This is a genomic window from Nonomuraea sp. NBC_00507, assembly GCF_036013525.1.
Classification (GTDB): domain Bacteria; phylum Actinomycetota; class Actinomycetes; order Streptosporangiales; family Streptosporangiaceae; genus Nonomuraea.
Window position 1 is genome coordinate 4,787,314 of the sequence record NZ_CP107853.1, and the last position, 25,520, is coordinate 4,812,833.

19 protein-coding genes are annotated in these 25,520 nt (G+C 71.0%); 9 read left to right on the top strand and 10 right to left on the bottom strand.

Translation table 11 applies throughout. The features are described from left to right. Nucleotides 1-223: 223 nt before the first annotated feature. Nucleotides 224-961 carry an IclR family transcriptional regulator gene (locus OHA25_RS23685; RefSeq protein ID WP_327589680.1) on the top strand — a complete coding sequence of 246 codons (738 nt, stop codon included), beginning with the start codon at nt 224-226 and terminating at the stop codon, nt 959-961. Here OHA25_RS23685 and OHA25_RS23690 read toward each other — a convergent pair. Genes OHA25_RS23690 through OHA25_RS23705 form a run of 4 tightly spaced genes read right to left on the bottom strand, consistent with a single transcriptional unit; the run spans nt 951 to nt 7,562 of the window. After that, the gene (locus OHA25_RS23690) at nt 951-1,925 is read right to left on the bottom strand and encodes a D-2-hydroxyacid dehydrogenase (protein ID WP_327589681.1); all 975 of its coding nucleotides are present in this window, start codon (nt 1,923-1,925) and stop codon (nt 951-953) included. The two genes, OHA25_RS23685 and OHA25_RS23690, sit on opposite strands and share 11 nt — an antisense overlap. Continuing rightward, nucleotides 1,922-3,370 carry an NAD-dependent succinate-semialdehyde dehydrogenase gene (locus OHA25_RS23695; protein WP_327589682.1) on the bottom strand — a complete coding sequence of 483 codons (1,449 nt, stop codon included), beginning with the start codon at nt 3,368-3,370 and terminating at the stop codon, nt 1,922-1,924. Before OHA25_RS23695 ends, OHA25_RS23690 begins: the two co-directional genes overlap by 4 nt. Then, complete coding sequence (locus tag OHA25_RS23700) at nt 3,367-6,306, bottom strand: FAD-binding and (Fe-S)-binding domain-containing protein (RefSeq protein WP_327589683.1); 2,940 nt, start codon at nt 6,304-6,306, stop codon at nt 3,367-3,369. The genes OHA25_RS23695 and OHA25_RS23700 overlap by 4 nt, the downstream gene beginning before the upstream one ends. Continuing rightward, nucleotides 6,303-7,562: an aspartate aminotransferase family protein gene (locus tag OHA25_RS23705; protein ID WP_327589684.1), complete on the bottom strand. Its 1,260-nt coding sequence runs from the start codon at nt 7,560-7,562 to the stop codon at nt 6,303-6,305. The genes OHA25_RS23700 and OHA25_RS23705 overlap by 4 nt, the downstream gene beginning before the upstream one ends. A 162-nt stretch (nt 7,563-7,724) precedes the next feature. Here OHA25_RS23705 and OHA25_RS23710 point away from each other — a divergent pair, with 162 nt between their 5' ends. From OHA25_RS23710 to OHA25_RS23720, 3 genes are all read left to right on the top strand, one after another. Then, on the top strand, nt 7,725-9,380 hold the full coding sequence (locus tag OHA25_RS23710) for a PucR family transcriptional regulator (protein ID WP_327589685.1): 1,656 nt from the start codon (nt 7,725-7,727) through the stop codon (nt 9,378-9,380). 87 nt (nt 9,381-9,467) lie between these two features. Beyond that, complete coding sequence (locus tag OHA25_RS23715) at nt 9,468-10,979, top strand: ABC transporter substrate-binding protein (protein ID WP_327589686.1); 1,512 nt, start codon at nt 9,468-9,470, stop codon at nt 10,977-10,979. Nucleotides 10,980-11,003: 24 nt separating this feature from the next. Beyond that, nucleotides 11,004-12,785 carry an ABC transporter permease subunit gene (locus OHA25_RS23720; RefSeq protein WP_327589687.1) on the top strand — a complete coding sequence of 594 codons (1,782 nt, stop codon included), beginning with the start codon at nt 11,004-11,006 and terminating at the stop codon, nt 12,783-12,785. A gap of 146 nt (nt 12,786-12,931) precedes the next feature. Here the strand turns inward: OHA25_RS23720 and OHA25_RS23725 are convergent, their stop codons facing one another. From OHA25_RS23725 to OHA25_RS23745, 5 genes are read right to left on the bottom strand one after another with little or no spacing between them, the layout of a single operon-like run. Continuing rightward, nucleotides 12,932-14,344 (bottom strand): amidase, encoded by a 1,413-nt coding sequence (locus OHA25_RS23725; RefSeq protein WP_327589688.1) that lies wholly within the window; start codon nt 14,342-14,344, stop codon nt 12,932-12,934. Nucleotides 14,345-14,364: 20 nt separating this feature from the next. After that, complete coding sequence (locus tag OHA25_RS23730) at nt 14,365-15,048, bottom strand: ATP-binding cassette domain-containing protein (protein WP_327589689.1); 684 nt, start codon at nt 15,046-15,048, stop codon at nt 14,365-14,367. Next, on the bottom strand, nt 15,042-16,763 hold the full coding sequence (locus tag OHA25_RS23735; RefSeq protein WP_327589690.1) for a branched-chain amino acid ABC transporter ATP-binding protein/permease: 1,722 nt from the start codon (nt 16,761-16,763) through the stop codon (nt 15,042-15,044). Before OHA25_RS23735 ends, OHA25_RS23730 begins: the two co-directional genes overlap by 7 nt. Beyond that, on the bottom strand, nt 16,760-17,968 hold the full coding sequence (locus OHA25_RS23740; protein ID WP_327589691.1) for an ABC transporter substrate-binding protein: 1,209 nt from the start codon (nt 17,966-17,968) through the stop codon (nt 16,760-16,762). The genes OHA25_RS23735 and OHA25_RS23740 overlap by 4 nt, the downstream gene beginning before the upstream one ends. Beyond that, a complete protein-coding gene (locus OHA25_RS23745) occupies nt 17,932-18,804 on the bottom strand; it encodes a branched-chain amino acid ABC transporter permease (RefSeq protein WP_327589692.1) in 873 nt (290 codons plus the stop codon). The genes OHA25_RS23740 and OHA25_RS23745 overlap by 37 nt, the downstream gene beginning before the upstream one ends. A 141-nt stretch (nt 18,805-18,945) precedes the next feature. On the opposite strand from OHA25_RS23745, the gene OHA25_RS23750 reads away from it, so the two are divergent. Next, a complete protein-coding gene (locus OHA25_RS23750; protein WP_327589693.1) occupies nt 18,946-19,881 on the top strand; it encodes a helix-turn-helix domain-containing protein in 936 nt (311 codons plus the stop codon). Between the two features lie 15 nt (nt 19,882-19,896). Here the strand turns inward: OHA25_RS23750 and OHA25_RS23755 are convergent, their stop codons facing one another. Further along, nucleotides 19,897-20,604 carry an IclR family transcriptional regulator gene (locus tag OHA25_RS23755; RefSeq protein ID WP_327589694.1) on the bottom strand — a complete coding sequence of 236 codons (708 nt, stop codon included), beginning with the start codon at nt 20,602-20,604 and terminating at the stop codon, nt 19,897-19,899. Nucleotides 20,605-20,734: 130 nt separating this feature from the next. On the opposite strand from OHA25_RS23755, the gene OHA25_RS23760 reads away from it, so the two are divergent. From OHA25_RS23760 to OHA25_RS23775, 4 genes are all read left to right on the top strand, one after another. Continuing rightward, on the top strand, nt 20,735-22,216 hold the full coding sequence (locus OHA25_RS23760; protein ID WP_327589695.1) for an aldehyde dehydrogenase family protein: 1,482 nt from the start codon (nt 20,735-20,737) through the stop codon (nt 22,214-22,216). Nucleotides 22,217-22,328: 112 nt separating this feature from the next. Then, nucleotides 22,329-22,991, top strand: a complete 663-nt coding sequence (gene wrbA / locus OHA25_RS23765) for an NAD(P)H:quinone oxidoreductase (protein WP_327589696.1) — start codon at nt 22,329-22,331, stop codon at nt 22,989-22,991. Then, nucleotides 22,988-23,680 (top strand): DsbA family oxidoreductase, encoded by a 693-nt coding sequence (locus tag OHA25_RS23770; protein ID WP_327589697.1) that lies wholly within the window; start codon nt 22,988-22,990, stop codon nt 23,678-23,680. Before wrbA ends, OHA25_RS23770 begins: the two co-directional genes overlap by 4 nt. A 330-nt stretch (nt 23,681-24,010) precedes the next feature. Then, nucleotides 24,011-25,486 (top strand): APC family permease, encoded by a 1,476-nt coding sequence (locus tag OHA25_RS23775; RefSeq protein WP_327589698.1) that lies wholly within the window; start codon nt 24,011-24,013, stop codon nt 25,484-25,486. Nucleotides 25,487-25,520: the final 34 nt, after the last annotated feature.

The following is a 25,520-nucleotide window of genomic DNA, read 5'->3' on the forward strand; positions in this document are numbered from 1 at the left end:
CCTTTCGAGGAGAGGGACGCAGGCCATTGACCAGCGCTCCGGGTGATGGATTGGATTCGGGGAACGGCCCGCTCCGCGTGTCGGGCCTCGTGGTGCCGTGCCACAATGTGGAACGGCGTGCTACTATTTGGCATTATTAAGACGCGGCGGCTTCCCCGTCAAGAGGGTGTGTACCGGTGGTTACCTGCTATTTACCTGGGGAGATCTTGTGGAGATGAAGAGCGTGACGCGCAGCCTCCGGATCCTGGAAGCCGTCGCACAGCAGCAGCCGGTGACCGTGGGGGAGCTGGCCAAGCACTTCGGTCTCCCCAAATCGACGGTGCAGCGCACGCTGGTGACGCTGCACGAGGCCGGATGGCTGCGGGCCAGCCGGGGCGACACGACGCGGTGGGAGATCGGCGCGCGGGTGCTGGCCGTCCGCCCTGCCGCGCTGCAGGGCGCGAGCCTGTTCGCCGCCGCGCGCGAGCCCATGGAGCGCGTGCGTGACGAGGTCAACGAGACCGTCCACTTGTCGGTGCTCGACGGGCTGCAGGGCATGGTCGTGGTCGACCGTGTCGATTGCGATCGAGCGGTGCGCACGTTCATCGAGATCGGCGGCACCTCGCCGCTGCACGCGACCGCGGTCGGCCAGGCGGTGCTCGCCCACCTGCGCGCGAACGACGTGAACGAGGTCGTCGCGCGCGGGCTGGAGAGCTACGGTGAGGCGACCGTCACCGACCCCGACGAGCTGCGCGCCAAGCTGGCACAGGTGCGGAGCGACGGGTACGCGGTCAACCGCAACCAGTACCGTGCGGACGTCTGCGCCATCGCCGCGCCCATCCTGGAGGCGGACGGCACGCCGCTCGCCGCGGTGGCGGTGTCCATGCCGGACTCGCGCTTCGACGAGGACCGGCTGCCCGAGCTGGGCCGCCTGGTCGCCGAGACGGCGGCGGAGATCACCGCCCGCCGGCTCAGCCGGTGACGTACCCCCTTCCCTTGTCCACGACGTTGCGCAGCGGCCGACCGGCGAGGTAACGGCGCAGGTTGTCGAGGAACAGCTCGGCTTGTGCCTCCCGCCAGCCGTGCACGTCACCTGCCATGTGCGGCGAGACGATCATCCCGGGCAGGTCCCACAGCGGCGAGTCGCTCGGTAGCGGCTCGTCGTCGAAGACGTCCAGCGCGGCTCCCGCGAGCCGCCTGCCGCGCAGTGCCTCCACGAGGGCGTCCTGCACGACCAGCCCGCCGCGGCCCACGTTGACGAGCCGGGCGGTGGGTTTCATCGCCCGCAGCGCCCGCTCGTCGATCATCCCGCGCGTCTGCGGGGTGAGGGGTGCGGCCAGGACGACGTAGTCGGCCTCGCTGAGCACGGTGAGCAGCTCGCCGCTGCCGTGCACGGTCCCGAAGTCGGGATCGCCGGATCGTCCGGTACGGCCCGCGCCGCTGACCCGCATCTTGGTGGCACGCAGCTGGCGGGCGATGGCTCGGCCGATCGGGCCCGTGCCGACCACCAGCGCGGTCCGGCCGCCGATCCGCTCGCTCTCCCGCCATCGCCACTCGCGCCGCCGCTGGTGAGCGAGAGTGCTCGACAGGTCTTTCGCCATGGCGAGGATCAGTCCGAGGACGTACTCGGCGATCGCCTCGTCATAGATGCCGCGCGAGTTGGTCAAAGTGAGTCCAGGGTCGCGTACCAGCGCGTCGAACAGCACGTGTTCCACGCCGGTGGCGGCCACGTGGACCCAGCGCGGCGCGAGCGCGGGATCCGCCGGCCAGGCGCGCGTGATGCCGGTGAACCCGGCACCGCCCACGAGCAGCACGTCCGCGCCGGGCAGGGCGTCCGCCAGGCAGTCCTCGCCGACGTGGCGGACGTCGGCGAGCGCCTCGACGCGTTCGGGGTGCGGCAGCGGCGTGCCGTCGTGCAGGGCGACCAGGAGGGGACGGCCGTTCACGCCGGTATGGCCAGGTACTTGTACTCGAGGAACTCCTCGATGCCGACCCGGCCGCCCTCCCTGCCCAGCCCCGACTGCTTGACGCCGCCGAAGGGCGCCGCCGGGTTGGACACCAGCCCGGTGTTGAGGCCGACCATGCCCACCTCCAGCCGCTCGCCCACCCGCAAGGCGCGGCCCAGATCCCGGGTGAACACGTACGCGACCAGCCCCCACTCGGTGTCGTTGGCGGCCCTGACGACCTCGTCCTCGTCGTCGAACGTCAGCACGGCCGCCACCGGCCCGAAGATCTCCGTGCCCAGCAGCCGGGAACCCGGGTCGACGCCCATGAGGACCGTGGGCGGGTAGAAGCAGCCGGGACCGTCCGGGATCTCGCCGCCGACCAGCACCTTCGCGCCGCGCTCGACGGCGTCGGCGACCAGGTCGGCGACCTTGGCCCGGCCCGCCCGGTCGATGAGCGGGCCGACGTCCACGCCGGGCTCGGTGCCCGGCCCCACGACCAGCGACCCCATGCGCTCGGCGAGCCGTGCCGCGAACTCGTCGGCGACGGAGGAATGCACGAAGAACCGGTTGGCGGCGGTGCACGCCTCGCCCATGTTGCGCATCTTCGCCACCATCGCGCCGTCCACGGCCACGTTCAGGTCGGCGTCGCCGAAGACGATGAACGGCGCATTGCCGCCCAGCTCCATGGAGGTGCGGACGACGGTGCCGGCGCACTGGGCCAGCAACGTGCGGCCCACCTGCGTGGATCCGGTGAAGGACAGCTTGCGGATGCGTCCGCCGCGCAGCATCGGCTCGACCAGCGCGCCGGGATCGGAGGTGGGGATGACGTTCAGCACCCCGTCGGGCAGTCCCGCCTCCCGCAGAATGGCGGCCAGCGCGAGACTCGACAGCGGCGTCTGCGGCGCCGGCTTGAGCACCATCGTGCAGCCGGCGGCGATCGCCGGGCCGATCTTGCGGGTGCCCATGGCGAGGGGGAAGTTCCAGGGGGTGATCAGCAGGCAGGGCCCGACCGGGCGGCGCATGAGCAGCATGCGGTTGCGGCCGTCGGGCAATGTGCCGTACGCCCCTTCGATCCGCACCGCCTCCTCGGAGAACCAGCGGAAGAACTCCGCCGCGTAGGCTACCTCCCCGCGTGCCTCCGCGAGGGACTTGCCCATTTCGGACGTCATGAGCAGGGCCAGCTCATCCGTGCGGGACATGATGATGTCGTACGCGCGACGCAGGATCTCGCTGCGGGCACGGGGCGCGGTGCGCGCCCACTCCTCCTGCGCGGCGACCGCCGCCTCCTCGGCGCGCCGCCCGTCCTCGGGGCCGGCGTCGGCCACGTGGCAGAGGACCTGTCCGGTGGCGGGGTCTTCGACGGGCATGGTGGCGCCGGAGGCGGCGTCGGCCCACTGGCCGGCGATGAACAGCCGCTTCGGCACTTGGTCGATGGGTGAGGTCATGGTGAACCTGCCTTTCGGTCGGTTTGAATGTCTGTCTGCGTCGTCGGGCCGGGGTCGAGCAGCTCGGCCAGGTGCACCGCGGCGATGCCCTGGTCTGCGCCGAGGTGCTCCACCTGGGTGGCGCAGCCGAACCCGTCGGCCACCACCATCCCGTCGCGCAACTCGTCCAGCTTGGGGCGCAGGGCCAGGTCGGCGACGGCCATGGAGGTGTCGTAGTGCTGGGCCTCGAAGCCGAAGTTGCCCGCCAGGCCGCAGCAGCCCTCCGCCTCGGCGACCTCCCGCACGCCGAGGCGGTGCAGCAGGTCGCGTGGCCGGTGCCCGGGGAACTGGGCGTACTCGTGGCAGTGGGTCTGCAACACGACGCGGCCGGGCAGCGGGGGCGGCTCCCATCCCGGCGCGGCGAGTTCGTCCAGGGCAGCGGTGAGTGTGTGGATCCGGCGCGCCACCCGCTCGGCGGCCTCGGTGCCGAGCAACCTGGGCAGGTCGTGGGCGAGTGCGGCCGCGCAGCTCGGCTCGGGCACCACGATCGGAAGCCCCGCGTGCGGACCGCCGTCGAGCCGCGCGACCGTACGCGCCATGATGCGGCGCGCCACGGTCAGCTGGCCGGTGCTGATCCAGGTCAGCCCGCAGCACAGTCCTGCCTGCGGCGCGGCCGGCACGCCGGCGGCGGCGAGGACCCGGGAGGTGGCCGCCGCCACGTCCGGCCGGAACGCCGCGGTGAAGCTGTCGACGAACAGCAACGCTCGTGGCTTCCGCGCGCCCGGGGGAGTAGCGGGGAGGGCTGCGCGCAGGGCCTGTCGAGGGGCGAACGCGGGCAGCCGCCGCTGCGGCGCGATGCCGCCCAGCCGGGCCAGCAAGCGCCCGGCCGGGCCGCGTAGCAGTGCGTTGACCGGCCCGGCCGCCAGGGTGGCCACGCGCGCGACCGCGGGAAGCCAGCCCAGGGAGTAATGAGTACGGGGCCGCGGCCGACCGCGGTAGTGCCGGTGCAGGAACTCCGCCTTGTACGTGGCCATGTCAACGCCCGTGGGGCAGTCAGCCGAGCACGCCTTGCACGACAGGCACAGGTCAAGCGCGTCGCGCGCCTCCTCGGAGCGCCAGCCGTCAGTGATCGCCTCGCCGCGCAGCATCTCCTGCAGGACACGCGCCCTGCCGCGCGTGGAGTCACGCTCGTCTCGGGTGGCACGGTAGCTGGGGCACATGACTCCACCCGAATCGGCACGGCAGCGGCCGACGCCGACGCAGCGGCGCACCGCCCCGGCGAAACCGTCGGTGTCCTGCGGGAAAAGCGTCAAGGTGGGCCAGGTGCGCGCGGCGGGGGGCACGTCGAGGGCAAGGTCGGCGTCGAGCGGCGCCGGGTCGACGATGACGCCGGGGTTGAGCAGTCTTTCCGGGTCGAACAGCCGCTTGACGGCGGCGAACAGCTCCAGCATGCGCGGCCCGTACATGATCTCCAGCAGCTCGCCGCGGGCGCGCCCGTCGCCGTGTTCTCCGGACAGGGTGCCGCCGTGCCGGGTGACCAGCGTCGCGGCCTCGCGCAGAAACCGTCGCGCCGCCGCCCTGCCGTCGTCCGTGGACCAGTCGAAGTCGATGCGCACGTGGACGCAGCCGGCTCCGAAGTGCCCGTACAGCACGCCGCCCAGCCCGTGCGCTGTCAGCAGGGCGCGGAAGTCTCGCAGGTAGGCCGCCAGGTTCGACGGATCGACGGCCGCGTCCTCCCAGCCCGGCCACGACTCGCCACCGTCCACCAGCCGGGCGGCAAGACCGGCGCCATCCTCGCGAACCCGCCACAGTGACCTGCGTTCGGCATCGCTCTCCACCACCCGCCCGGCCACCAGCCGCCCGCGCGAACGCAGGACGCCGAGCAGGTCCTGGGCCGTGGCCGCGGGATCATCCGTGTCTTCGCCGTCCAGTTCGACGTACAGCCAGGCACGCCCGTCCGGGAGGCCGGTGACCGAGCCGGGGCCGCGGCGGGCGCGCATGGTGGCGACGATGGCCTCGTCCATGCCCTCGACAGCGGTGGGCGACCAGCGCAGGATCTCCGGCACGTCTTCGGCGGCGGCGACCACGTCGTCGTAGCCGAGGACGAGCAGCGCGGTGGCCGAAGGCTGCGGCACCAGGCGCACGGTGGCCCCCGTGACCAGCACACAGGTGCCCTCGGTGCCGACGAGAGCGCGGGGGACGTCGAAACCGCGTTCGGGCAGCAGGTGCTGGAGCTGGTAGCCGGAGACCTGCCGCGGGATACGGCCGAGCTCGGTGCGGATCGGCGCGAGATTCTCCTCCACGAGCCGCCGCAGGTCCTTCTCCAGCCGCGCGATCCGCTCGCCGTCGGCAGGGTCGGCGGCACGCAGCCCGCCGCGCTCGGCGTACGCCAGGACGCCGTCGGCAGTGACGATCTCCAGGGACTCCACGTGCGCGCTCGTGCGTCCGTGCCGGACGGAGCGGTTGCCGCAGGCGTCGTTGCCGATCATGCCGCCGAGGGTGCAGCGGCTGTGCGAGGACGGGTCGGGGCCGAACGTCAGCCCTTCGCGTGCGGCCAGCGCGCGCAGGTCGTCCAGGACGACCCCGGCCTCCACGCGGGCGGTGCGCGTGTGGGGGTCGAGGTCCAGGACGCGGCGCATGTGACGGGAGAAGTCCAGCACGACGCCCGGTCCGACGGCGTTGCCGGCCATGCTGGTCCCGCCGCCGCGTGCGGTGACGGGGATTCCGAGTTCGTGGCAGGCCCGGACGACGGCGCGCACGTCGCCGGCCGACCGGGGGAAGGAGACGGCCAGCGGCGGCACCCGATAGTTGGAGGCGTCGTAGGCGTACTGCGCGCGCCGGCCCACGTCCGTCTCCACATCCAGCCCGGGAGCGGTCTGCCCGAGAACATCCAGCAGCTCTCGGGCGGATGCGGGCCGGTGGGACACGCGCGAGGCGTCGCCGGGCCTGCCGGTCATCTGCCGGACACTCCGGCCCGCACCGCCGCGCTCCAGGCGCGGAGGCCCTCGTCCACTCCCGCCTCGTCGATGACCAGCGCCGGGATCATGCGCACGACGTTGTTCCAGGCGCCGCACAGGAGCAGCAAGAGTCCTTCCTCGATGGCGGCCTGCTGGACGCGGGCGGCGATCTCGGGAGCGGGCCGGCCATCCTCGGTGACGAATTCGCTGGCCAGCATCAGGCCCAGTCCGCGCACGTCGCCGATGCAGGAGTGCTGGGCGGCCACCTCCTCCAGCCCGGCGCGCAGTCGCTTGCCCATGGCCTCAGCGTTCTCCACGAGGCGTTCCTCGCGGACCGTGCGCAGGGTGGCGACGGCGGCCGCGCAGGCGACGGCGTTGGCGCCGTACGTGCCGCCCTGCGACCCTGGCCAGGCCCGGCTCATCAGCTCCTCGGAGGCCGCGATGCCGGACAGGGGGAAGCCGCTGGCCAGGCCCTTGGCCGTGACCAGGATGTCCGGGGTGACACCGAAGTGGTCGTGCCCCCAGAACCGGCCGGTGCGGCCCACACCCGTCTGCACCTCGTCCATGACGAGCAGGAACCCGTGCCGGTCCGCCCGTTCCCGCAGCCCTTCCATGAAGGCGCGCGTCGCCGGCACGTATCCACCCTCGCCGAGCACCGGCTCCACGACGACCGCCGCCGTGTCGGCAGGCGAGGAGATCGTCTGCAACACGTAGTCGAGCTCCTGGAGGGCGAAGCGGGTCGCCGTGTCCTCGTCCCAGCCATACCGGTAGGCGGCCGGGAACGGCGTGACCACCACGCCCGGCATCAGCGGCGCGAACCCGGAACGGAAACGGGTGCCCGACGTCGTCATGGACGCCGCTGCCACGGTCCGGCCGTGGAAGCCGCCATGACAGACCACGATGTTGGGCCGGCCGGTCGCCTGGCGGGCCAGCCGCAGCGCGGCCTCCACCGCCTCGCTGCCTGAGTTGGTGAAGAAGAGACTGTCCAGCCCCTCAGGAAGCACCTCGCCCAGCTCGGCGACCAGCTCCTGGAGCGGCCGGTGCATGACGGTCGTGTACTGGCCGTGGATGAGTGTCGCCACCTGCTCCTGGGCAGCGGCGACCACCCTGGGATGGCAGTGGCCGGTGCTGGTGACCCCGATGCCCGCGGTGAAGTCCAGGTAGCGACGGCCGTCCTCACCGTACAGGTGAACTCCCTCACCACGGACCGCCACCACGGGGGTCGCCTGGCGGAGGTGCGGCGACAGATTGGTCATACTCGTCTCCCAGACTGCTGGTCGTCGGTCGCGTGGCATCCGAGCATGGCTGAGCCACAATGGCCGGACAACGGATGATGTGTCCGCCCCGCAACCCCTCTCTGGACGAAGTGTCAACCTGCCGTTTCAGCACGTCACCCGGGTCACGTACGGTGAGGAGCCATGACAGGAGCACCGGATCAGGTCCCATCGCCGGCCGCGGCGCCGGTGCGCGGCCGCGTGCTCACCGTCGCCGATGTGCTTGCCCTTCCCGTCTTGGCTGCCGGCCGGCCCCAGGTGGTCGCGGGCGAGTCACAGCTCGGGCGCTCGGTCCGCTGGGTGCACATCACAGAGCTGACCGACCCGGCCTCCTTCCTCAAGGGGGGCGAGCTGGTCCTGACCACGGGCATGCCGCTGCCCCGCGAACCGGCACTGGTGCGGCGCTACGTCGACGAGCTGGCCACGGTCGGCGCCGCCGGTCTCGTTCTGGAACTCGTCCGGCGCTACCACCGCCCGCCTGAGGAACTGGTGCGCGCATGCAGAGCACATGATCTGCCGCTGGTGCTGCTGTCCAGGGACGTCAACTTCCTGGAGGTCACCCAGGTCGTCCACGAGCTCCTGCTCGGCAACCAGGTGGAGACGCTGCGCCGGACACAGGAGATTCACGAGACGTTCACCGGCCTGACCTTGAGGGGCGCCGGGGCCGCAGAGGTGATGCGCGCCGCGGCCGAGATGAGCGGCCGGGCGGTCGTGCTGGAGAACCAGGCACATCAGGCGCTGATCTGCGAGCCGTCGGCCCGCACCGTGGAGGAAGTCCTCACGGATTGGGAGCGGCGCTCCCGCGCGACGCCGCCGACCGACTCCGCGGCGGTGAGCGGCCCTGAAGGATGGCTGGCGTGCCCGGTGGAATACCGAGGGGAGCGCTGCGGGCGCGTGGTCATGCTGCCCGACCGCACCGCCGTGGAACCCGCCTTCGCCGAGGTGGACACGTCGGTGCTGGAACGGGCGGCGATGTCCCTGGCGATCTCCCGCCTCATCCACCCGGCGGCCTGGGAGCGCGGAGCGCACCGCGGGGCCCTGCTGGATCTGGCCGAGCAGCGTTACCGGACCGCCGGCGAGGCAGCGGTCCGCACGGCGGCGCTCGGCCTGCCCGCCCGCGACTGCCGGTACGTCGTGGTCCTCGTGGACCTGCCCGGCGACGAGTCCCGCGTGAGCGTCGCGGAACTCGAGGAAAGCCTGGTGAAGGAGGTCACGGCGGCCGGCGTCCCCGCGCTCGTGGGTGAGCTGGGCGCCGGACGGATCGGTGTGCTGGTCGGGCTGCGGCACACCAAGCAGTGGAGGCCCGCGGTCGAGCTGATCGGCCGCGCCGCCATGGAACTGGCCCCGCAAGCGATTGTGAGCGTCGGCTCGGAAGTGGCCGACCTCGCCCAGGCCGCGCGGTCCTTCCGGGACGCCTCTCACGTCGCGGAGTCGGCCCTGCCCGGCACGTCCTCCCGCAAGCCTTACCACGAGCTGTCGGACATCGGGCTGCGGCAGCTGCTGTACGCGCTGCGCTCGGACGTACGCCTCCAGGGCTATGTGGAGCGCCAGGTGGGCCGGCTCATCGACTACGATCACCGGCACAACACCGATCTGGTGTCCACGCTGCGCCACTACCTGGATGCCGCAGGCAACAAGACGGTCGCCGCCCAGGCGGCGGATCTGTCGCGGCAGACGCTCTACCAGCGGCTGCACATCATCGAACGGCTGCTCGGCTCCGACTTGGAGTCCGGGCAGCGGCGCACCGAGCTGCACGTGGCCCTGACGGCCCTCGACGTCCTTCGCCTCGGCTCCCGCTGAATGGCAGGGGTTGATTGAAAGCGAAACAGTTAAGTTAGGCTAACTTTATCGCGATCAATTCGGACCAGGCACCACAGGACTGCTCTTATGCGCACAATCCCCCTCCGCGTCGCCGCGGCGCTGCTCCTTACTTCACTACTCGCCGGCTGCTTCTCGGATGGCTCCGCCGGCAGGGGCGGCGCCCGGTCCGAGCAGCGCATCACAGTCGCCCTGGCCGTGCCACCGGCCCAGGCCCTCTCTCCCTACAGCAACGACGCCACGGTGCTGAGCAAGCTCTCCGTCGTCGAAGGCCTGACCAGGCTCGACGCCGACGGCACCGCGAAGCCCGCACTCGCCGTTTCCTGGAAACAGGCCGACGACACCACGTGGACTTTCGAACTACGCGACGCCTACTTTCAGGACGGGACGAAGGTCACCGCCGAAGCCGTCGCGAACGCCCTTGCACACGCCTCCGACGCCGAGCCGGCACCGCGCGTGCTGAGCGACATCGAGCTGACCGCCAAGGCGCAGGACGCCCACACCGTCGTCCTCACCACCGGCACCGTCGACCCTGTCCTGCCGCTGCGCCTGGCCTCTCCCGCCCTGGGCATCCTCTCCCCGAAGGCATATGGATCCAACGGTGCCGTCAGCCCGATCGGTGCCGGCACCGGCCCCTTCAAGATCTCCAAGCTCAGCGGAAAGACCCAAGCCGTCCTTGACCGCTTCGACGGCTACTGGGGCGGCAAGGCCAAGGCCGCCGGCATCGACGTGTCGTGGATCGCCGACGGCACCGCTCGCGCCAACGCCCTGCGCGGCGGATCGGTCGACATCGCCGAGTGGATCCCCACCTCCCAGGCTGAGCTCCTCGCACCCGGAACCCTCCACGAGGTCCCGTCCACCCGAACCGACAGCCTGCTGCTCAACACCGGCAGCGGCGTCTTCCGGGACGCCGCGATGCGCGCCGCCGCCCGCGAGGCCGTCGAGCCCGACGCGCTCGTGGACAGTGTCTTCGGCGGCTACGCCGACGCCGCCCAGGGACTGTTCGGCCCCGCCATCCCCTGGACCCGGGACAAGCACGTCACCGTCCAGCACGTCGTGAAGGCCGCCACCGCCGAGCAGGTCAACCAGCAGACCGGCGGCACAGCCATCACCCTGGCCACCTACACCAATCGCACCGAACTGCCCGAGGTGGCCAGCGTGCTCCAGCAGCAACTGGAGAAGGCCGGATTCACCGTGAAGCAGGACGTCCGTGAATATACGCAGATGGAGGCCGATCTGCTCGCAGGGAAGTACGACGCGCTGGTCTTCTCCCGGGTGACGCTCCTCGACACCGGCGACCCGGTCGCCTACCTGGCCAGCGACTACACCAGCAAGGGCTCCTACAACATCACCCGGCTCGCCGAACCGGCCGTCGACCGGGCCATTTCGGCCGCCGCCGAGTCCGGCGCCGGCACGCGCCAGGACAAGGTGATGGCCGCCGAAGCCGCCGTCCTGTCCACCGACGCCGTCGTGCCGCTCATCCACGAAAAGGTCCTGCAGGGTATCTCCACCGACGTCGAAGGCGCCATCCTTGATCCGCGCGAGCGCTCCTTGGTAGGCCTCGACACCCGGCTGAAGTAGCCGAAGCGGTCACGAGGGCCCCACATGAGCGTCACCACAGCGGAGTCGCGGCTCCGCCCGCCGGCCCGCGGCTCCGGCGGCCGTTGGGCCGGCCTCTTCGGCGCTCTGTTCGCCGGGGCCGGGCTGCTGACCGTCATCGCCCTGCTGCCCTGGATCTCCGGTACGGACGCGGCGCTCACCGTCCTGCGTGCCCGTTCCGGCGAGCAGGACCCGTCCCCGGAGGCACTGGCCGCCGTACGTGAACAACTCGGTCTGGACGCCGGTCCGGTGGCCGCCCTCCGCCACTGGCTGGGAGCTCTGGTACGTGGCGACGCGGGGACCTCCTGGGTCTCCGGCGAGCCGGTGGCGCCCGCCCTCGGCACCGCGCTCGGCGTCTCACTCACCCTCACCTCGGCCGCACTCGTGGTCACCCTCACCGTCGCCGCGATGGTCTGCGCCCGGACGCTGTGGTTGGGCGCCCATCGCCGGCTCACTCGCAACAGGGCCGGAATCGGTGCGGCGGTGGTGGCGGCGCTGCCCAAGTTCCTGCTCGCAGCCGTGCTCTCCACCGTCCTCGGCGTGCACCTGGGCTGGTTTCCGCCGTATGGCTGGGAGGGGCCGTCGTCGATGGTGCTGCCCGCGCTCGCCCTCGGTGTACCCTCCGGCGCGATGATCGGCGGACTGCTCGACCAGGCGCTGCCCGCCGCGTTCCGTGAGCCCTGGACCCGTGCGGCGACCGCCAGTGGAATGCCGCCTGGATGGATCATGCGTGCCGCGCTGCGCCGCACGGTGCCCGGCGTACTCCCGCAACTGCTGCCCACCGTGGTCAGCCTGGCCGGGGGCGCGGTCGCCGTCGAGAAGATCTACGCCATTCCCGGCCTCGGCATGCTCACCCTCGATGCCGCCATCGCGCAGGACCTGCCCGTCCTGCAGAGCGGAAGCCTCGCCCTGATCCTGCTCGGCACCGGCGCGGGACTGATCGTACGCTTGGCACGACGCGCCATGCTCGGGCCTGCTCTACGCGATGGGGCGCTGCCGTCGCTACCCCTGCCCGGTCTGCATACTGGACGTGCGCTGCCGGCCGTGGCCGTCGGGTGCGCCCTGCTGCTCGCCACCGTCGTCGGGCTCGGGCTGTTGCGTGACCCCATCCAGGTGGACACCGCCGGGCGGCTGTTGGCGCCCTCGTACGAGCATCCGCTCGGCACCGACGCGCTCGGGCGCGATCTGCTCGCCCGGCTGGGACACGGCGCACTCCGCACCGCGGCGCTGGCCTTCGCCGTCACCGCCGTCAGCCTTGTCCTCGGTGTGCTCGCCGGACTGGCGCGCCAGGTCACGGCCGGTCTGACCGACATCGTGTCCACCTTGCCGGTGATCCTGGCGGGCCTGCTGGTCACCGCCGTCACCGGACCGTCGGCGCTCGGCGCTGCGCTGGCCGTCTGCCTCGTCGGGTGGAGCCCGTACGCCGCCCAGACCGCCGCGCTGTTGGAGCAGGAACGCGCCGCAACGCACATAGCCGTCTCCGTGGCCCTGGGGGCGAGCCGCCGCCACCTGATCCGGCGTCATCTGATGCCCGCCCTGGTCCCGCCACTGCTGCGCAACGCCCTGCTGCGGCTGCCGACCGTCGTCCTCGTCCTTGCCTCCCTCGGTTTCCTCGGGCTCGGCGAGCAGCCGCCCGTACCCGAATGGGGGCGGTTGCTGTCGGAGAACCAGTCATACGCGGAGCTCGCGCCGTGGACGGTTCTCGGCCCGGCCGCCGCACTCTCCCTTCTGGCAGTGCTCGCCGTCGCGGCGACAGCTCTGCTGAGTCGCGCCGGCCGACGAGCCTGAACCCTCTCTCCGGAATTGTCGTCTGGTCCGGGCCTCCAACGACCAGACCCTGACCCGGGAGGGCCGGGCGGGGCAGGTGACCAGCAGCGCCCATCGGCAACGTACCGCTCGCGGGTCGTCAGCCGGCTGCTTGAGGCAGTCCGTTGTCAGGCGGTGAAGCGTGCGGGGCGGCGCTGCGGCCATGGGTCCAGCGTTTCCAGGGCGGAGGCGAGGCGGATGAGCACGGCCTCGTCCCAGGGGCCGGCCACGAGCTGGGCGCCGATGGGAAGGCCGGCGGGGGAGCTGTGCAGGGGGAGGGTGATCGCGGGCAGGCCGGTGATGTTGCAGACCGCGGTGAAGGAGATCATCTGGGTTTCGGTGACCCGCAGTCCGTCGGGGTTGTCGTTGGCCTCCTGGAGGACGGCGTCGACGGGTGGCGGGGGGCAGGCCATGGTGGGCGTGAGCAGAACGTCGAAGTCGCGGCCCCACTGCGCGACGACGGCACGGGATTCCAGCTGCAGGCGGAACGCGGCCGCCACGTACTCGCCGGAGTGCCTGGCCGCCGCGCGCTCCATCCGGCGGCGCAGATGCGCCTCGGCCAGCTCGGGCCGGTCGTAGGGCATGGCCCACAGGTTGGCGTCCAGCACGGTCTGCGCGTACCCCGCGATGGCCTCCTCGCTGAAGAAGCGGGGAGCGACGGGGAAGACGTCGTGCCCGAGGGATTCCAGATGCCGCGCCGCCCGCTCGGCCGCCTCGACGCACACGGGGTCCACCGGCATGCCGGTGGGCGCCTGAGTGAGCAGGCCGACGCGCAGCCGCCCGCTGTCGCGCCCCACCTCCTCGGCGAAGGGGCGTTCCGGCGCCGGCGCCTGGTACCAGGCCAGCCGGTCCGGCACGGACATGACGTCGAGCAGCACGGCGGCGTCGCGCGTGTAGCGGGTGACGGCTCCCTCGACGGTGGCGTGCTCCCACGCCGCCACCTGCTGCGGTACCCGACCTCTGCTGGGCTTCAGCCCCACCAGGCCGCAACTGGACGACGGCATGCGGATGGAGCCGCCGCCGTCGTTGGCGTGCGCCACCGGGCTCAGCCCGGCCGCCACCGCGGCCGCCGCGCCGCCACTCGACCCGCCGGGGCTGCGGGACGGATCCCAGGGGTTGCGGGTGCTGCCGAAGCGGCGGTTCTCCGTGGTGGACAGCAGGCCCATTTCCGGACTGTTCGTACGCCCCATGAGCAGGAATCCGGCGTCAAGGAACCGCTCGACCACGGGCTCGCTCGAAGTCCGCGGATGGTCATTCACCCCCAGTGATCCGTAGGTGGCCGGTTGCCCCGCCACCTCGGTCAGCTCCTTGATCGGAATCGGCACTCCGTGAAAGGGCGGCAGGTCAGCGCCGTCGGCGACGGCCTGCTCGGCCCGCCGGGCGGCGGCGCGTACCTCGTCGTCGTTCCGCCAGACGAAGCAGGTGAGGCCGGGATCGTAGCGGTCGATCCTGCGCAAGTAGGTGTCGACGATCTCGACAGGGCTCAGCTCTCGTTTGCGTACGGCCGTGGCGAGGTCGACGGCGGCGGCGAAGGGATCCATATCAGCTCCAAACAGGCAAATCAGCGGACCATGAGCAGCTCGTCGAGCCGCTGACGGGTTTCCTGACCGACCGGCGCGTCGAGCACGACCCGGCCCGCCTCCATGACGACGGCGCGGTGGCAGTGATCGAGCAACAGCCCGGCATGCTGGTCGACGACGATCACGGCGACGCCGTGCGCGGCGACGGTGGCGAGCGCGGCCAGCACCTCGCTCACGAGTGAGGGCTGCAGTCCCTGGGTCAGCTCGTCGATCACTATCATGCGCTGCCCGGCCAGGATCGACCGCGCCACCCCGAGCTGCTGTTTCTGCCCGCCGGACAGGGTGCCGGCCGGCTGGCCGGCCCGCTCGGTCAGCAGCGGGAAGAGCTCCCGCGGGTCGATGGCCGGGACGAACCCCTTCCGCGTGGCCAGCCGGAGGTTCTCGGCTACGGTCAGCGACGGGAAGACGCCGCGGTCCTCGGGCATGAGGGCGGCGCCCCGCCTGGCGAGCAGATCGGGACGGCCCGGCGGCACGGGACGACCGTCGAAGACGACCTCGCCGCCCTGCCGGTCGGCCAGGCCGAAGACTGTGCGCAGCAGGGTCGTCTTGCCCGTGCCGTTGCGTCCCAGCAGCGCGACCACCTCGCCCGCCGCGACCTCCGTGGTCACTTCGCGGACGACGTTCGCCTGGCCGTATCCGCCGGACATTCCGCTCAGCGTCAGCATCGGCCCGCTCCCAGGTACGCCTCGCGCACAGCCGTGTCGGCCACGATGTCGTCCATGGGGCCGTGGGCGATGATCCCGCCGCCGTGCAGTACGACGACGTCGTCAGCGAGCTCCCTGACGATCTCCATGTCGTGCTCGACGACGAGCATGGCGCAGCCGGTCCGTACGGTGACCTGTTTCAGCTCCTGCGTCAGCCGTCGGGCGTCCTGCCGTCCCATGCCCGCCGTCGGCTCGTCCAGCAGGACCAGCCTCGGGGCGCCTGCCAGCACCATGGCCAGTTCCAGGCGGCGGCGGTCGGCCAGGGGGAGGGTGCCCGCCTCGATCGCGTCGTTCGTCACCAGATCCTCGTACTCCTCGGGCAACTCGGCCAGGACCGGCGCCTCCATGCGCGCCAACCGGATGTTGTCGGCGGGGGACAGCGCCGTGATGACGCTGGGGATCTGGAACATGCGGCCCAAGCCCATGCGTACCCGGCGGTGCACCGGTACGGCCGCCGCGTCCCGGCCGAAGATGCGCAGTGTGCCTGCGTCGGCCGCGAGCTGGCCGGCGACTATGGCCAGCAGCGTGCTCTTGCCCGCGCCGTTGGGCCCGATCAGGCAGACGCACCGGCCCGGCGGTACGACGAGGTCCACGCCGTCGAGAACTCGGACGGGGCCGAAGGACTTGGCGATCCCCTCCAGGCACAGCGCGGCGTCGCGACCGGCCGCGGGCGGCGTATCGGCCCGCTGGTCCAGGGAGACCGCCGCGGGCGATGTCCTCCTGTCCCGGGAGGCGGCCGGGGGCAGTGCCACGCCGGGCCTGCCGCCCGACAGCCAGGAGCGGGCGAGCCCGGCCAGCCCGGCCGGCGCGACCTGGACGACCAGGACGAACAGGGCGGCGAGCCCCAAGACGTACCAGCCCAGCCAGGCGGTGCCCAGGATCTGCTGGCCGGTCGTGAGCGCCACCGCGCCGAGCAGCGGCCCCAGCGTCGACTCCCGGCCGCCCAGGGCGAGCCAGACCAGGACGCTGGTCGACAACCCCAGGCCGAACACGGGCGGCGACACCAGTCCGGCAACGGGGGCGTACAAGGCACCGGCGATCGTCGACACGACCGCGCTCGCGGCGAAGGCGGCCGAACGGACGCGGACGGTGTCGATGCCCGACTGCGCGGCACGTTCCGGATTCCGGGCCGCCGCGGTCAGGCGCGCCCCGAACCGGCTGCGGACGATCAGCAACGTGCACAGCCCCACCACCACAACGACCGCGACCAGTGTCCGGTAGTAGGTGGACACGATGTCCGAGGTGGACACCGGCAGGCCGTTGGTCCCGTTGGTGAGCGACGTGAGCGTGGTGGCCGCCTTCTGAAGGAGCAGGCTGACCCCGAGCGTCAGCAAGATCAGCGGCGCGTCGGGGACTCCGGAGGCCAGGCCGATGCGGACCACGACCAGCGCGATCATCGTTGCCGCCGCCAGCGCCACGGCCAGCGCGAGCATCAGGGGGATGCCGTGCCGCTCGCTCAGTGCCACCGCGTAGGCGCCGCAGCCGAAGAAGGCCGCGTGGCCGACGCTGAGGAGCCCGGCCCGTCCCCAGGCCAGATCCAGCCCGTAGGTGAACAGCCCGAAACACAGGCCGAGGGTCAAGGTGGCAACGGTGAAGGCGCTGAGGCCGAAAGGCGCCGCCGCCAGGGCCACGATCAGCAGCGCGGTGACGGCGCCTGCCATGCGAGGAGCGCTCACGGGCAACCCTGCTTGGCAACGGTGTCGGTGATCTGGCCGAGGTTACGCGTCACCGCGTAGGCGCCGCCCGGCCCGATGGTGGTCTCCAGCATGTCCGCCTGAAGGAGGTGGTTGGCCGGCTCGAAGTATGTGCCTTTGCCCAGCGGCGAGTCGAACCGCATCCGCCCGATCTCACTGTTGATCGCCTTGGGGTCGTTGCGGCCGGCCTTGCCCGCGGCGGCGAGGAAGAACTGGACGCCGAAGTAGGCGTTGCCCGCCACCTCGGGAATGGGCTGCGTCCACTTGTACGCGGCCCGGTAGTCGGTCACGAATTTCTTGCTCTCGGCGTGGTCGAGCCGATCGGTCCAGCGCACGATGTGGGTGCGCCCGTTCACCAGATCGCTGAGCGCCGGATAGTAGTCGGCGTCCAACGGCGCGCCGTCGTAGCCCAGCTCGCTGCGGAACAGCCCGAACTGCTGGCCTTGCTTGCTGAAGGCCACCGCGTCCGCGCCGACCACCATCGACAGCAGCACGTCCGGCTTGGCGTCCTTCAGCCTGGTGATGACCGACTGCCAGTCCGTCTGCCCGAGCGGGCTGTACTCCTCCGCGACGATCGTCCCGCCGGCCGATTTGGCGACCTCTTTGACGATGCCGGCGTAGAAATGCGGATAGTTGTAGTCCGACCCGGCGATGGCGACCCGCTTGCCGTGCTTGCGAATCAGCTCGGGAACGCTCGGGAGGAGGATCTGGCGGGTGGACTCGCCGAAGCCCCACGCGTAGCGGAAACAACGCTCGTTGTCGCCCAGGATGGCGGTGCCGAACGGCACCTCGGAGTCGTTCGCGACCTTGCTCACCGCTTCCGCGGTGTCGCCGGTGATGGTGCCGAACAACATCGACACGCGGTCCTGCTGGATGAGCTTGCGGGCCAGCTGCGTGGAGGTCGCCGGGTCGCCCGCATCGTCGGTGACCACGTACTCGACCTTCTTGCCGTTGACCCCTCCGCTGTCGTTGACCTTCCGCACGCCCAGCTCGAAGCCGCGCTGGAGCGCCTTGCCCGTCTCGCTCACGGGGCCGGTGAGCGGGAGGACCACCCCGATCTTCAATGGCGCGCCGGCGTCGCCGGCGGCGCTGGACACGGCCGAGCCGCTGCACGCCGCCAGCGACAGCAGGGCCGCCGCGGCCGTCGTGGCTACGGCCGCGCGGGAGTAAGAATGCGACGGGACCATGAGAGCAACCTCCGTACGTGGGAACGCGACCGGAGCGCCGCGGTCCCGATGACGACGATGTAGAAGAGCACGTCGGCGAGAGTGTCGGTGAGCCAGGTACGCAGCAGCACGGCCAGTGCGGCCACCAGGAACGCCGCGGCCACCGCAGTCCCGAGTGCACCGGGGCGGCTGAACAGCAGCGCGAAGAACATGGGCACGAGCAGCCCGAAGCCCATCGTCGGATTCACCGCGAGCAACGGGCTGTACAGTGCCCCGGCCAGCACCGCCAGCAGCCCGCCGGCGACGAAGGCCGCGATCCGCATCCGGCGGGGATCGGTGCCCAGCAGCGCCGCCATCGTGGGATTGTCCGCGACCGCGCGCAGCGTGAGCCCCCAGCCCGTTCGGTAGGTCACCAGCAGGACGGCTCCGATGACCACCACCGCGACCAGGCCGGCCACCAGGCGGTAGGCCGGATAGGGCGTGCCCAGCAGCTCGACCGTGCCGCCCACGGGATCGGCCACCGACCGGGACGTGGAGGTGAACAGCAGCTCGGCGCCCTGCCGCAACGCCATGCCCACACCCCAGGTGACCAGCATCGTGGCCAGGCCGTCGGCCAGCGGACGCCGCAGCAGCGCTCGCTCGATCACCATGAGCGGCAGGACGCACAGCACGAGAGCCAGCAGCACCCGCCAGCCGAACGCGGCGCCGGTGACGGTCGCGACGACGTACGCGCCGGTCATCGCCAGGTCGCCCTGGGCGAGGTTCACCACCCGCAGCGCCGCGAAGATGATCGCGACGCCGAGGGTGAGCAGGCCGTACAGCCCGAACTGGCCCACGATGGCGAGCAGAACGTCCACGCCGGGGTCCGCCTTTCACCTGAGGAATGTTCAGATGATCGCCATCAGGCAGCGGACGAATTGGTGTGGCAGCGCACACTTGTGGTCTTCCAGCGCCCGGCCCGACACTGGAGCATGCGCAACGGCTGGTGAAGGAGGGCCATGCCCATCGAGCACAGGCCGGACGGCACCCTCGTCTACGGCTATCTCGACACGGCCGCACGTCAGGGGGCGGGTGCCTCTGACGCGGTTCTCGTCCGGGACGAGGATCGTCCCTACCAGGCGGAGACGAGGCCGTACCGCCTCGGCGCGCTGGGCGCGTGCGAGATCACCGGCGAGGACCGGGTCCGGGTGAGCTCCCTGCGGTCAACGGCCGCTCCGGCGGGCGAGCACCTGCTCGGACTCCTCCGGGACGGCAACGGCCGGCTGGAACAGGACGGCCGCCTCGCCTCGCTGTCCACCGGCGAGTTCCTGCTCTACTCCGGCTCGCGGCCGTTCCGGCTGGAATTCGACGGCCCCTACCGCTACTTCCTGATCAGGCTCTCCACGGCCGCGTTCAGCATCTCCCGCGGCTTCACCGCGAACCGCGACATCCTCGGGCCGCCCAGCGCGCGCATCCTGAGGGCCATGCTGATGGAGCTGGCCGACCAGGCGGCGCGGCTGGGCCCGCTGGCCGGCCACGAGCTGGGACACCACGTCACGGCCGTGCTCAGAACGGTGCTGCACGAGTCGTCCCGGCCGGCCCCGCCCGGCGACGGCGTCGCCCTGCTGGAGCGGGTCCTGGACCACATCGACCGCCATCTGAGGGACGACCTGCCGCCCGCCGCGATCGCCGCCGCCCACCACGTCTCGGTGCGCTACCTGCACAAACTGTTCCAGCAACAGGGCCACACCGTCAGCGACCACGTACGCCGCCGCCGGCTGGACCGCATCCGCCAGGACCTCGCCGACGCCGCACTGGCCCACCTGCCCGCCCAGACCATCGCGGGTCGCTGGGGCATCAAGGACCCCAGCCACTTCAGCAAGCTGTTCCGATCGGAATACGGGCTCTCACCCCGCGAATTCCGGCGCGAGGCGATCGCCGGCCGCCCGGACTGACGTGTGCCGCAACCCCTAGTAGCGCTCGGCCGCTTCGGCTCGGGGCGCCCCCGACAGTCGCGCGCTGGCCTCGGCCGCGGCGTCCATCACGGCGGGAACGAGCGCATCGTCTGCCTTGACACCGAGCTGGACCACTCCGAGGCTCGCCGTCGCCCAGTCCGACACCTGGATGGGCGCGGCAATGCCGACCGCGCCGGGTTGGATCATGCCCACCGTGACGGCGTAGCCGCGCTCACGCGCCAGCCGGACGTCTTCGGTGTCGCCGGCGCTCGGTGGCCGGCCGGCGAGGATCGCCACCCCGTCGGCGCCGACGTTGAGGGGGTGGCGCGCCCCTTCCCGCATCGCCAGGTGGAAGGTGCTGTTCAGAGGTTCCGCCGTCACGAGGATGAGCGCATGATCTCCGTCGGCAACGCTCAGTAGCGCGGTGCTGCCGGTCTGCTCGCTAAGCTTGCGCAGAATGGGCCATATCGTGGTCTGGAGCCGTGGTTGGAGGCGTCCGGCCAGCTCGGCGATGCCGAACCCGAGGACGTACCTCGCGCCCTCTCGGCTCACGAGATCGTGGGCCTCCAGAGTGCGCAGCAAGCGGTAAACGATGGCCCGGGCAGTGTGGAGCCGTTCGGCGATGTCGGCGGCCGTCAGGCCATCCTCGCTCCTGGCCAGCAATTTGAGCACGGTCAAACCGCGGTCGAGTGTCTGAGATGTCTCCCCGCCCGGTGCAGCCACGACAGCTCCTCACCCTCCTTTCAGGCGCACATGGTGTCACATGTCGGCGTGCGGTGCCGTCTTGACGGTCATCCGGCGCCGTGACTATCGTGCGCGTACGACTATCGGCCAAAAAGAACGGTAATCGAACATGATAGTACGTGCTGAAGCCGAACGCCTGGCCATGAAGGTCCCCGCCGAGCCGTACTACGCGGGACGGTGGGGTGTCACGCGAGGTGTGGGCACGTTCGACGTGGTCGATCCCGTGACAGAGCGACGGCTCATGACGGTTCAGGCGGCCGGCCCCGCCGAGGTCGACTCGGCCGTCTCCTTCGCGCGATCAGCCTTGGACGACGGCGCGTGGGGACGGATGGATGGTGCCACCAGGGGCCGGTTGCTCAACCGGGTGGCAGACCTGCTCGAGGAGCGCAGCGAAGAATTCGCGGCACTGGAGTCGCTCGACGTCGGCAAGCCGGGCTTCGAGCCCCGCGCGATCGATCTTCCCCAGTCGGTTCGGACCTTCCGCCACTTCGCCGGCTGGGCGGACAAGCTGGAGGGACGCTCCATCCCGACGTCCGGCTACATGGGACGGCCCACGGTCAGCTACACGGTCCGTGAACCGGTCGGAGTCGTCGCCGCGATCACGCCGTGGAACTCGCCGACGATGATCGCGGCGTGGAAGATCGCACCCGCCCTCGCCGCCGGGTGCGCGGTCATCCTGAAGCCTCCGGAGGAGGCACCGCTGACATCGCTGCTGCTGGCGTCACTGATTGAGGAGGCCGGATTCCCTCCCGGGGCGTTCAGTGTGCTTCCCGGCCGTGGAAGCGTGACCGGCCAGCTCCTCATCGATCACCCGGGCGTCGACAAGATCTCCTTCACCGGAAGTCCTGAGACGGGGTATAAGGTGGCCGTCGCCGCGGCGAAGGGCTTCCGTCGCATCACCCTCGAACTGGGTGGGAAAAGCCCGCAGATCGTCTTCGCGGACGCCGACCTCGACGCGGCGGCCGACGGCGTGGCGGTCGGCATCTTCGCCAACCAGGGGGAGGTGTGCGCCGCAGGCAGCCGCATTCTCGTGGCCCGCGCCGTCTACGACGAAGTCGTGGAACGTCTGGTGACCAGGGCGCGCGGCGTGAAGCTCGGTGATCCGTTCGATGAGGGCACGACGATGGGAGCCCTCATCAACGCGCGGCAACTCGAGCGAGTGTCCCGATACATCGAGGCGGGCGTCGCGGGCGGCGCGCGGTGCGTCGTCGGGGGCGGCCGGCCGGAACGTCCGGGCTACTTCGTCGAACCGACCCTGTTCGTCGACGCGACGAACTCGATGACCATCGCCCGAGAAGAGATCTTCGGTCCGGTCGGCACGATCATCCCGTTCGACTCCGAGGAGGAGGCGGTCGCGATCGCCAACGACTGCGACTACGCGCTGTCCGCCACCTTGTGGACCTCGGACGTCGGCCGCGCGCACAGGGTGTCGCGCGGCGTCAAGGCGGGTGCGGTCGCGGTGAACGGCTGGTCTCCGCTCGACCCGAGCCTTCCCTGGGGAGGTTTCAAGCTCAGCGGTCAAGGCCGGGAGCTGGGGTGGGCGGGCATCGAGGCGAACACCGAAGAGAAGACCGTGACGATCGTTCTCTGACCTCCGCGGGTCGTCCTGCCGGCAACGCGGGCGGCCGCTCGTTCCCGCAACTCACCGCTGATCCCACACATTCCGCCGCAACTCCTCCCCGCGTCCCATGGAAAGGTTCGTCATGTCACCACGTGTTCTCGTCGTCTACTACAGCGCCACCGGTTCGGTGCACCGGCTCGCGGAAGCCGTCGCCGAAGGGGCCGAATCAGCCGGCGCCGAGGTCCGGCTGCGCCGGGTCACCGAACTCGCCCCGCCCGAGGCGATCGCCTCGAACGCGGACTGGGCCCAGCACCGTCAGGACGTCGACTCGGTCGTCGACGTGGCGACACTCGACGACCTCGAATGGGCGGACGGATACGCCTTCGGGACGCCGACCCGCTACGGCACCCCGGCGGCGCAGTTGAAGCAGTTCATCGACTCGGCCAGCAGCCTGTGGCATGCGGGCAAGCTGGCCGACAAGCCCGTCACCACGTTCGTGTCCTCGGCGGAGCAGCACGGGGGACAGGAGTCGACGATCATTTCCCTCAACAACGTCTTCTACCACTGGGGATCGGTCATCGTTCCACTCGGATACACCGACGACGTCGTGTATGCCGCCGGTGGCAACCCTTATGGGACGTCGTGGCCGGCCGGGTTCCCCTCGAGTCCCCCCGACGATGTGACGTTGAGCTGCGCCCGCTATCAGGGCGCACGGCTGGTGAGGTTCGCGCGGCTACTCGCTCCTGCGGGGATGGAGTTGTCCGGCGTACCAGGGGGGAATGACATGGGGGATCGGGTTCGGTGACGTGGCGGGTCGACATCTGGTCGGACATCCACTGTCCCTGGGCTCTGATCGCGGTGCATCGGCTGCGGCGGGCCCGGGCCCGCCTGGGCGCCGAGGTCGTCTTCGTCCCGCGGGCATGGCCGTTGGAATGGGTCAATCACCGCGGGACCCCAAGGGACATCCTCTCGGTCGAGGTCGCCGCGCTGGCCTCCCACGAGCCGGAGCTGTTCAACCTCTATTCGGGGGAGTCGTGGCCCTCCACTTTCCTGCCGGCGTTCGAACTGGTGGCGGCGGCGGCCCGTACGGGTGGGGCCGAGCTGGCGGAGCATGTCGACTACGCCCTCAGAATCGCGTTCTTTCGGGATTCGGTGGACGTCAGCATCGAGGCCGGACTGCGCCGATCCCTGGACATCGCTCTCGAGTACCGGCCCGACTGCGATGTGGAAGGCGTCATGTCCGCCTGGCGGACGCAAAACGTCCGAGCGGACGTCGTACGTGACTTCACCGAAAGCCGGGGCGTGCGGATCCAGGGCAGCCCGCAGGTCGTCTGGCCCGACGGAACCTCCGTTCACAACCCGGGCATGACCGACCACCACTGGCGCGGCGGGCTGCTGCGGATCACTTCGACGGATCCGATGGAGCCCGACCGCCTGCTGGCGGAGTTTCTGGGTCGCGACGCGGCCGATCGTCCCGGGCCGCCGCGCCCGTAGCGGCCCGGGAGGCACACTTCTTCTCGGGCCCTGTCGGCGTTGAAGACGGCGGGTGGTCTCCGTGCGCTGTCTCCTGCCGCGGATCAGCGGCCTTCCGGCATGGCCCGCCTGGACGACCCCATACGCATCAATCCCGTGCTCCGGGGCGCGATGTGCGTGGCTCGCCCGGCGGTCCGGGGCGATGTCAGGTCGCGATTTTCCGGGGGTTGACACCAGCCGACCAGCGGACGCACGATGTGTTTCCATTAATCGAACTTTCTGAACGATTATCGGACAAGACGGGGACTCATCCTTCGCGTGAAGACGCACGACCCCAAGGAGCTGCTTCGGATGACGCCAACCCCTGACAACACCGAGCTCGCGCGGGGCCGCCTTTCCCTGCTCGGCGTGCTCACCCAGTCCATCGGATTCATGGGCCCCGTCTTTTCCATCGCGGCCCTCATGCCCCTGGTCGTCGGGTTGTCGGCGACCGGCCGCGGCGCCGGCGTCGCGACTCCCGCCGCCATCCTGATCGCCGCCGTCGGCATGGCGGGGGTGGGCTGGATCATCGCCCAGTACGCCAAGCGGATCCATAGGTGCGGCTCGCTCTACGACTATGTCAGTCTCAGCGCCGGTCCCCGGGTCGGTCTCGTCGGCGGCTGGCTCTACTACGGCGCGATGCTGGTCCTCGCGGCCGCGACCTTCCTCCTGCTCGGCGGCCTGACGCAGGATCTCCTGCGCAGCCTGCTGTCGGTCGACGTACCGTGGTGGCCGCTGTCGCTCGGATACGTGGCGATCGTCGTGGCCGTGCTCGTCATCGGCGTCCAGATCTCGATTCGCACGCAGCTCGCTCTCGCGCTGCTCTCGATGGCGGTCGTGCTCGCCTTCTCGGTGCGCATCATCCTCGCCGGCGGGCAGGGCGGGCAAAGCCTGTCCGCGGCCCCCTTCAACCCGCTCGCGGTGGGCGGTCTGGACCTTCTGTACGGCGTCCTCTACGGCATCAACATGTTCATCGGGTTCGAGTCCGCTGCCAACCTTGCCGAGGAGACCGCGGATCCGAAGCGGCACATCCCGCGGGCGGTCCTGCTGTCACTCACCATCGTCGGGGCGTTCTACCTGGTGACCGCGTACGCCCAGGACATCGGGTTCGGCCTGGACGCGGAGGCGTGGAAGAACAGCGTCTTCCCGCTGCAGGCACTGGCGTCGGGCGCCGACTTCGGCTCCCCCGTGTTCGGCCACCTCGTGTCGGTCCTGGTCATCCTCGACGTCCTCGCGGTCGCGATCGGAGTAGGCGTCGCGGTGACCCGCGGGATGCTCTCGATGGCCCGCGAGCAGCGGCTCCCGAAGGTCCTCGCCGCCGTCCACCCCCGGTACCGGACGCCGGCCCGTTCCGCCGCTCTCCTCGGTGTCGTCTCGGTCGTCTCGGTCATGGTGGTCGTGATCAGTGACGGACTCTTCTCCCGGGCGACCGGCCAGCCGGGCGTTCTCCAGCCGCAGTGGGCTCCGATGTTCGGCTGGATGGCGGGCTTCGGCGGGACGGGCCTGGCGCTGATGTACCTCGTGGTGAGCGCGGCAGGTGTCAAGGGCCTGTGGGGTCAGGTCAGCAGCGGCAAGCTGGTGGTCGCCGCCGTCGCCGGGGTGACGGTCGCGACGGGCGCGGTGTTCGGCGCCTTCTACCAGGCGGCGAGCCCTCTGGACACCATCCCATGGGCTCTGCTCGCGTGGATCGCGCTCGGCGTGCTCTGGTCGTACGTCGCGCTGCGCCGGCCGGCCGGGCTGGTCGAGGTCGAGGGAGGGGTCGCCCAGACCGCTCCGGCAGGGGATTGACGGTATCGACGCCACGCGAGGCATCGCACCGTCG

Bases quoted from the DNA above. Each gene is read 5' to 3' on its own strand.
- OHA25_RS23695 (WP_327589682.1), bottom strand. From the start codon at position 3,370: ATGACCTCACCCATCGACCAAGTGCCGAAGCGGCTGTTCATCGCCGGC.
- OHA25_RS23700 (WP_327589683.1), bottom strand. From the start codon at position 6,306: ATGACCGGCAGGCCCGGCGACGCCTCGCGCGTGTCCCACCGGCCCGCA.
- OHA25_RS23705 (WP_327589684.1), bottom strand. From the start codon at position 7,562: ATGACCAATCTGTCGCCGCACCTCCGCCAGGCGACCCCCGTGGTGGCG.
- OHA25_RS23710 (WP_327589685.1), top strand. From the start codon at position 7,725: ATGACAGGAGCACCGGATCAGGTCCCATCGCCGGCCGCGGCGCCGGTG.
- OHA25_RS23715 (WP_327589686.1), top strand. From the start codon at position 9,468: ATGCGCACAATCCCCCTCCGCGTCGCCGCGGCGCTGCTCCTTACTTCA.
- OHA25_RS23720 (WP_327589687.1), top strand. From the start codon at position 11,004: ATGAGCGTCACCACAGCGGAGTCGCGGCTCCGCCCGCCGGCCCGCGGC.
- OHA25_RS23725 (WP_327589688.1), bottom strand. From the start codon at position 14,344: ATGGATCCCTTCGCCGCCGCCGTCGACCTCGCCACGGCCGTACGCAAA.
- OHA25_RS23730 (WP_327589689.1), bottom strand. From the start codon at position 15,048: ATGCTGACGCTGAGCGGAATGTCCGGCGGATACGGCCAGGCGAACGTC.
- OHA25_RS23740 (WP_327589691.1), bottom strand. From the start codon at position 17,968: ATGGTCCCGTCGCATTCTTACTCCCGCGCGGCCGTAGCCACGACGGCC.
- OHA25_RS23750 (WP_327589693.1), top strand. From the start codon at position 18,946: ATGCCCATCGAGCACAGGCCGGACGGCACCCTCGTCTACGGCTATCTC.
- OHA25_RS23760 (WP_327589695.1), top strand. From the start codon at position 20,735: ATGATAGTACGTGCTGAAGCCGAACGCCTGGCCATGAAGGTCCCCGCC.
- wrbA (WP_327589696.1), top strand. From the start codon at position 22,329: ATGTCACCACGTGTTCTCGTCGTCTACTACAGCGCCACCGGTTCGGTG.
- OHA25_RS23775 (WP_327589698.1), top strand. From the start codon at position 24,011: ATGACGCCAACCCCTGACAACACCGAGCTCGCGCGGGGCCGCCTTTCC.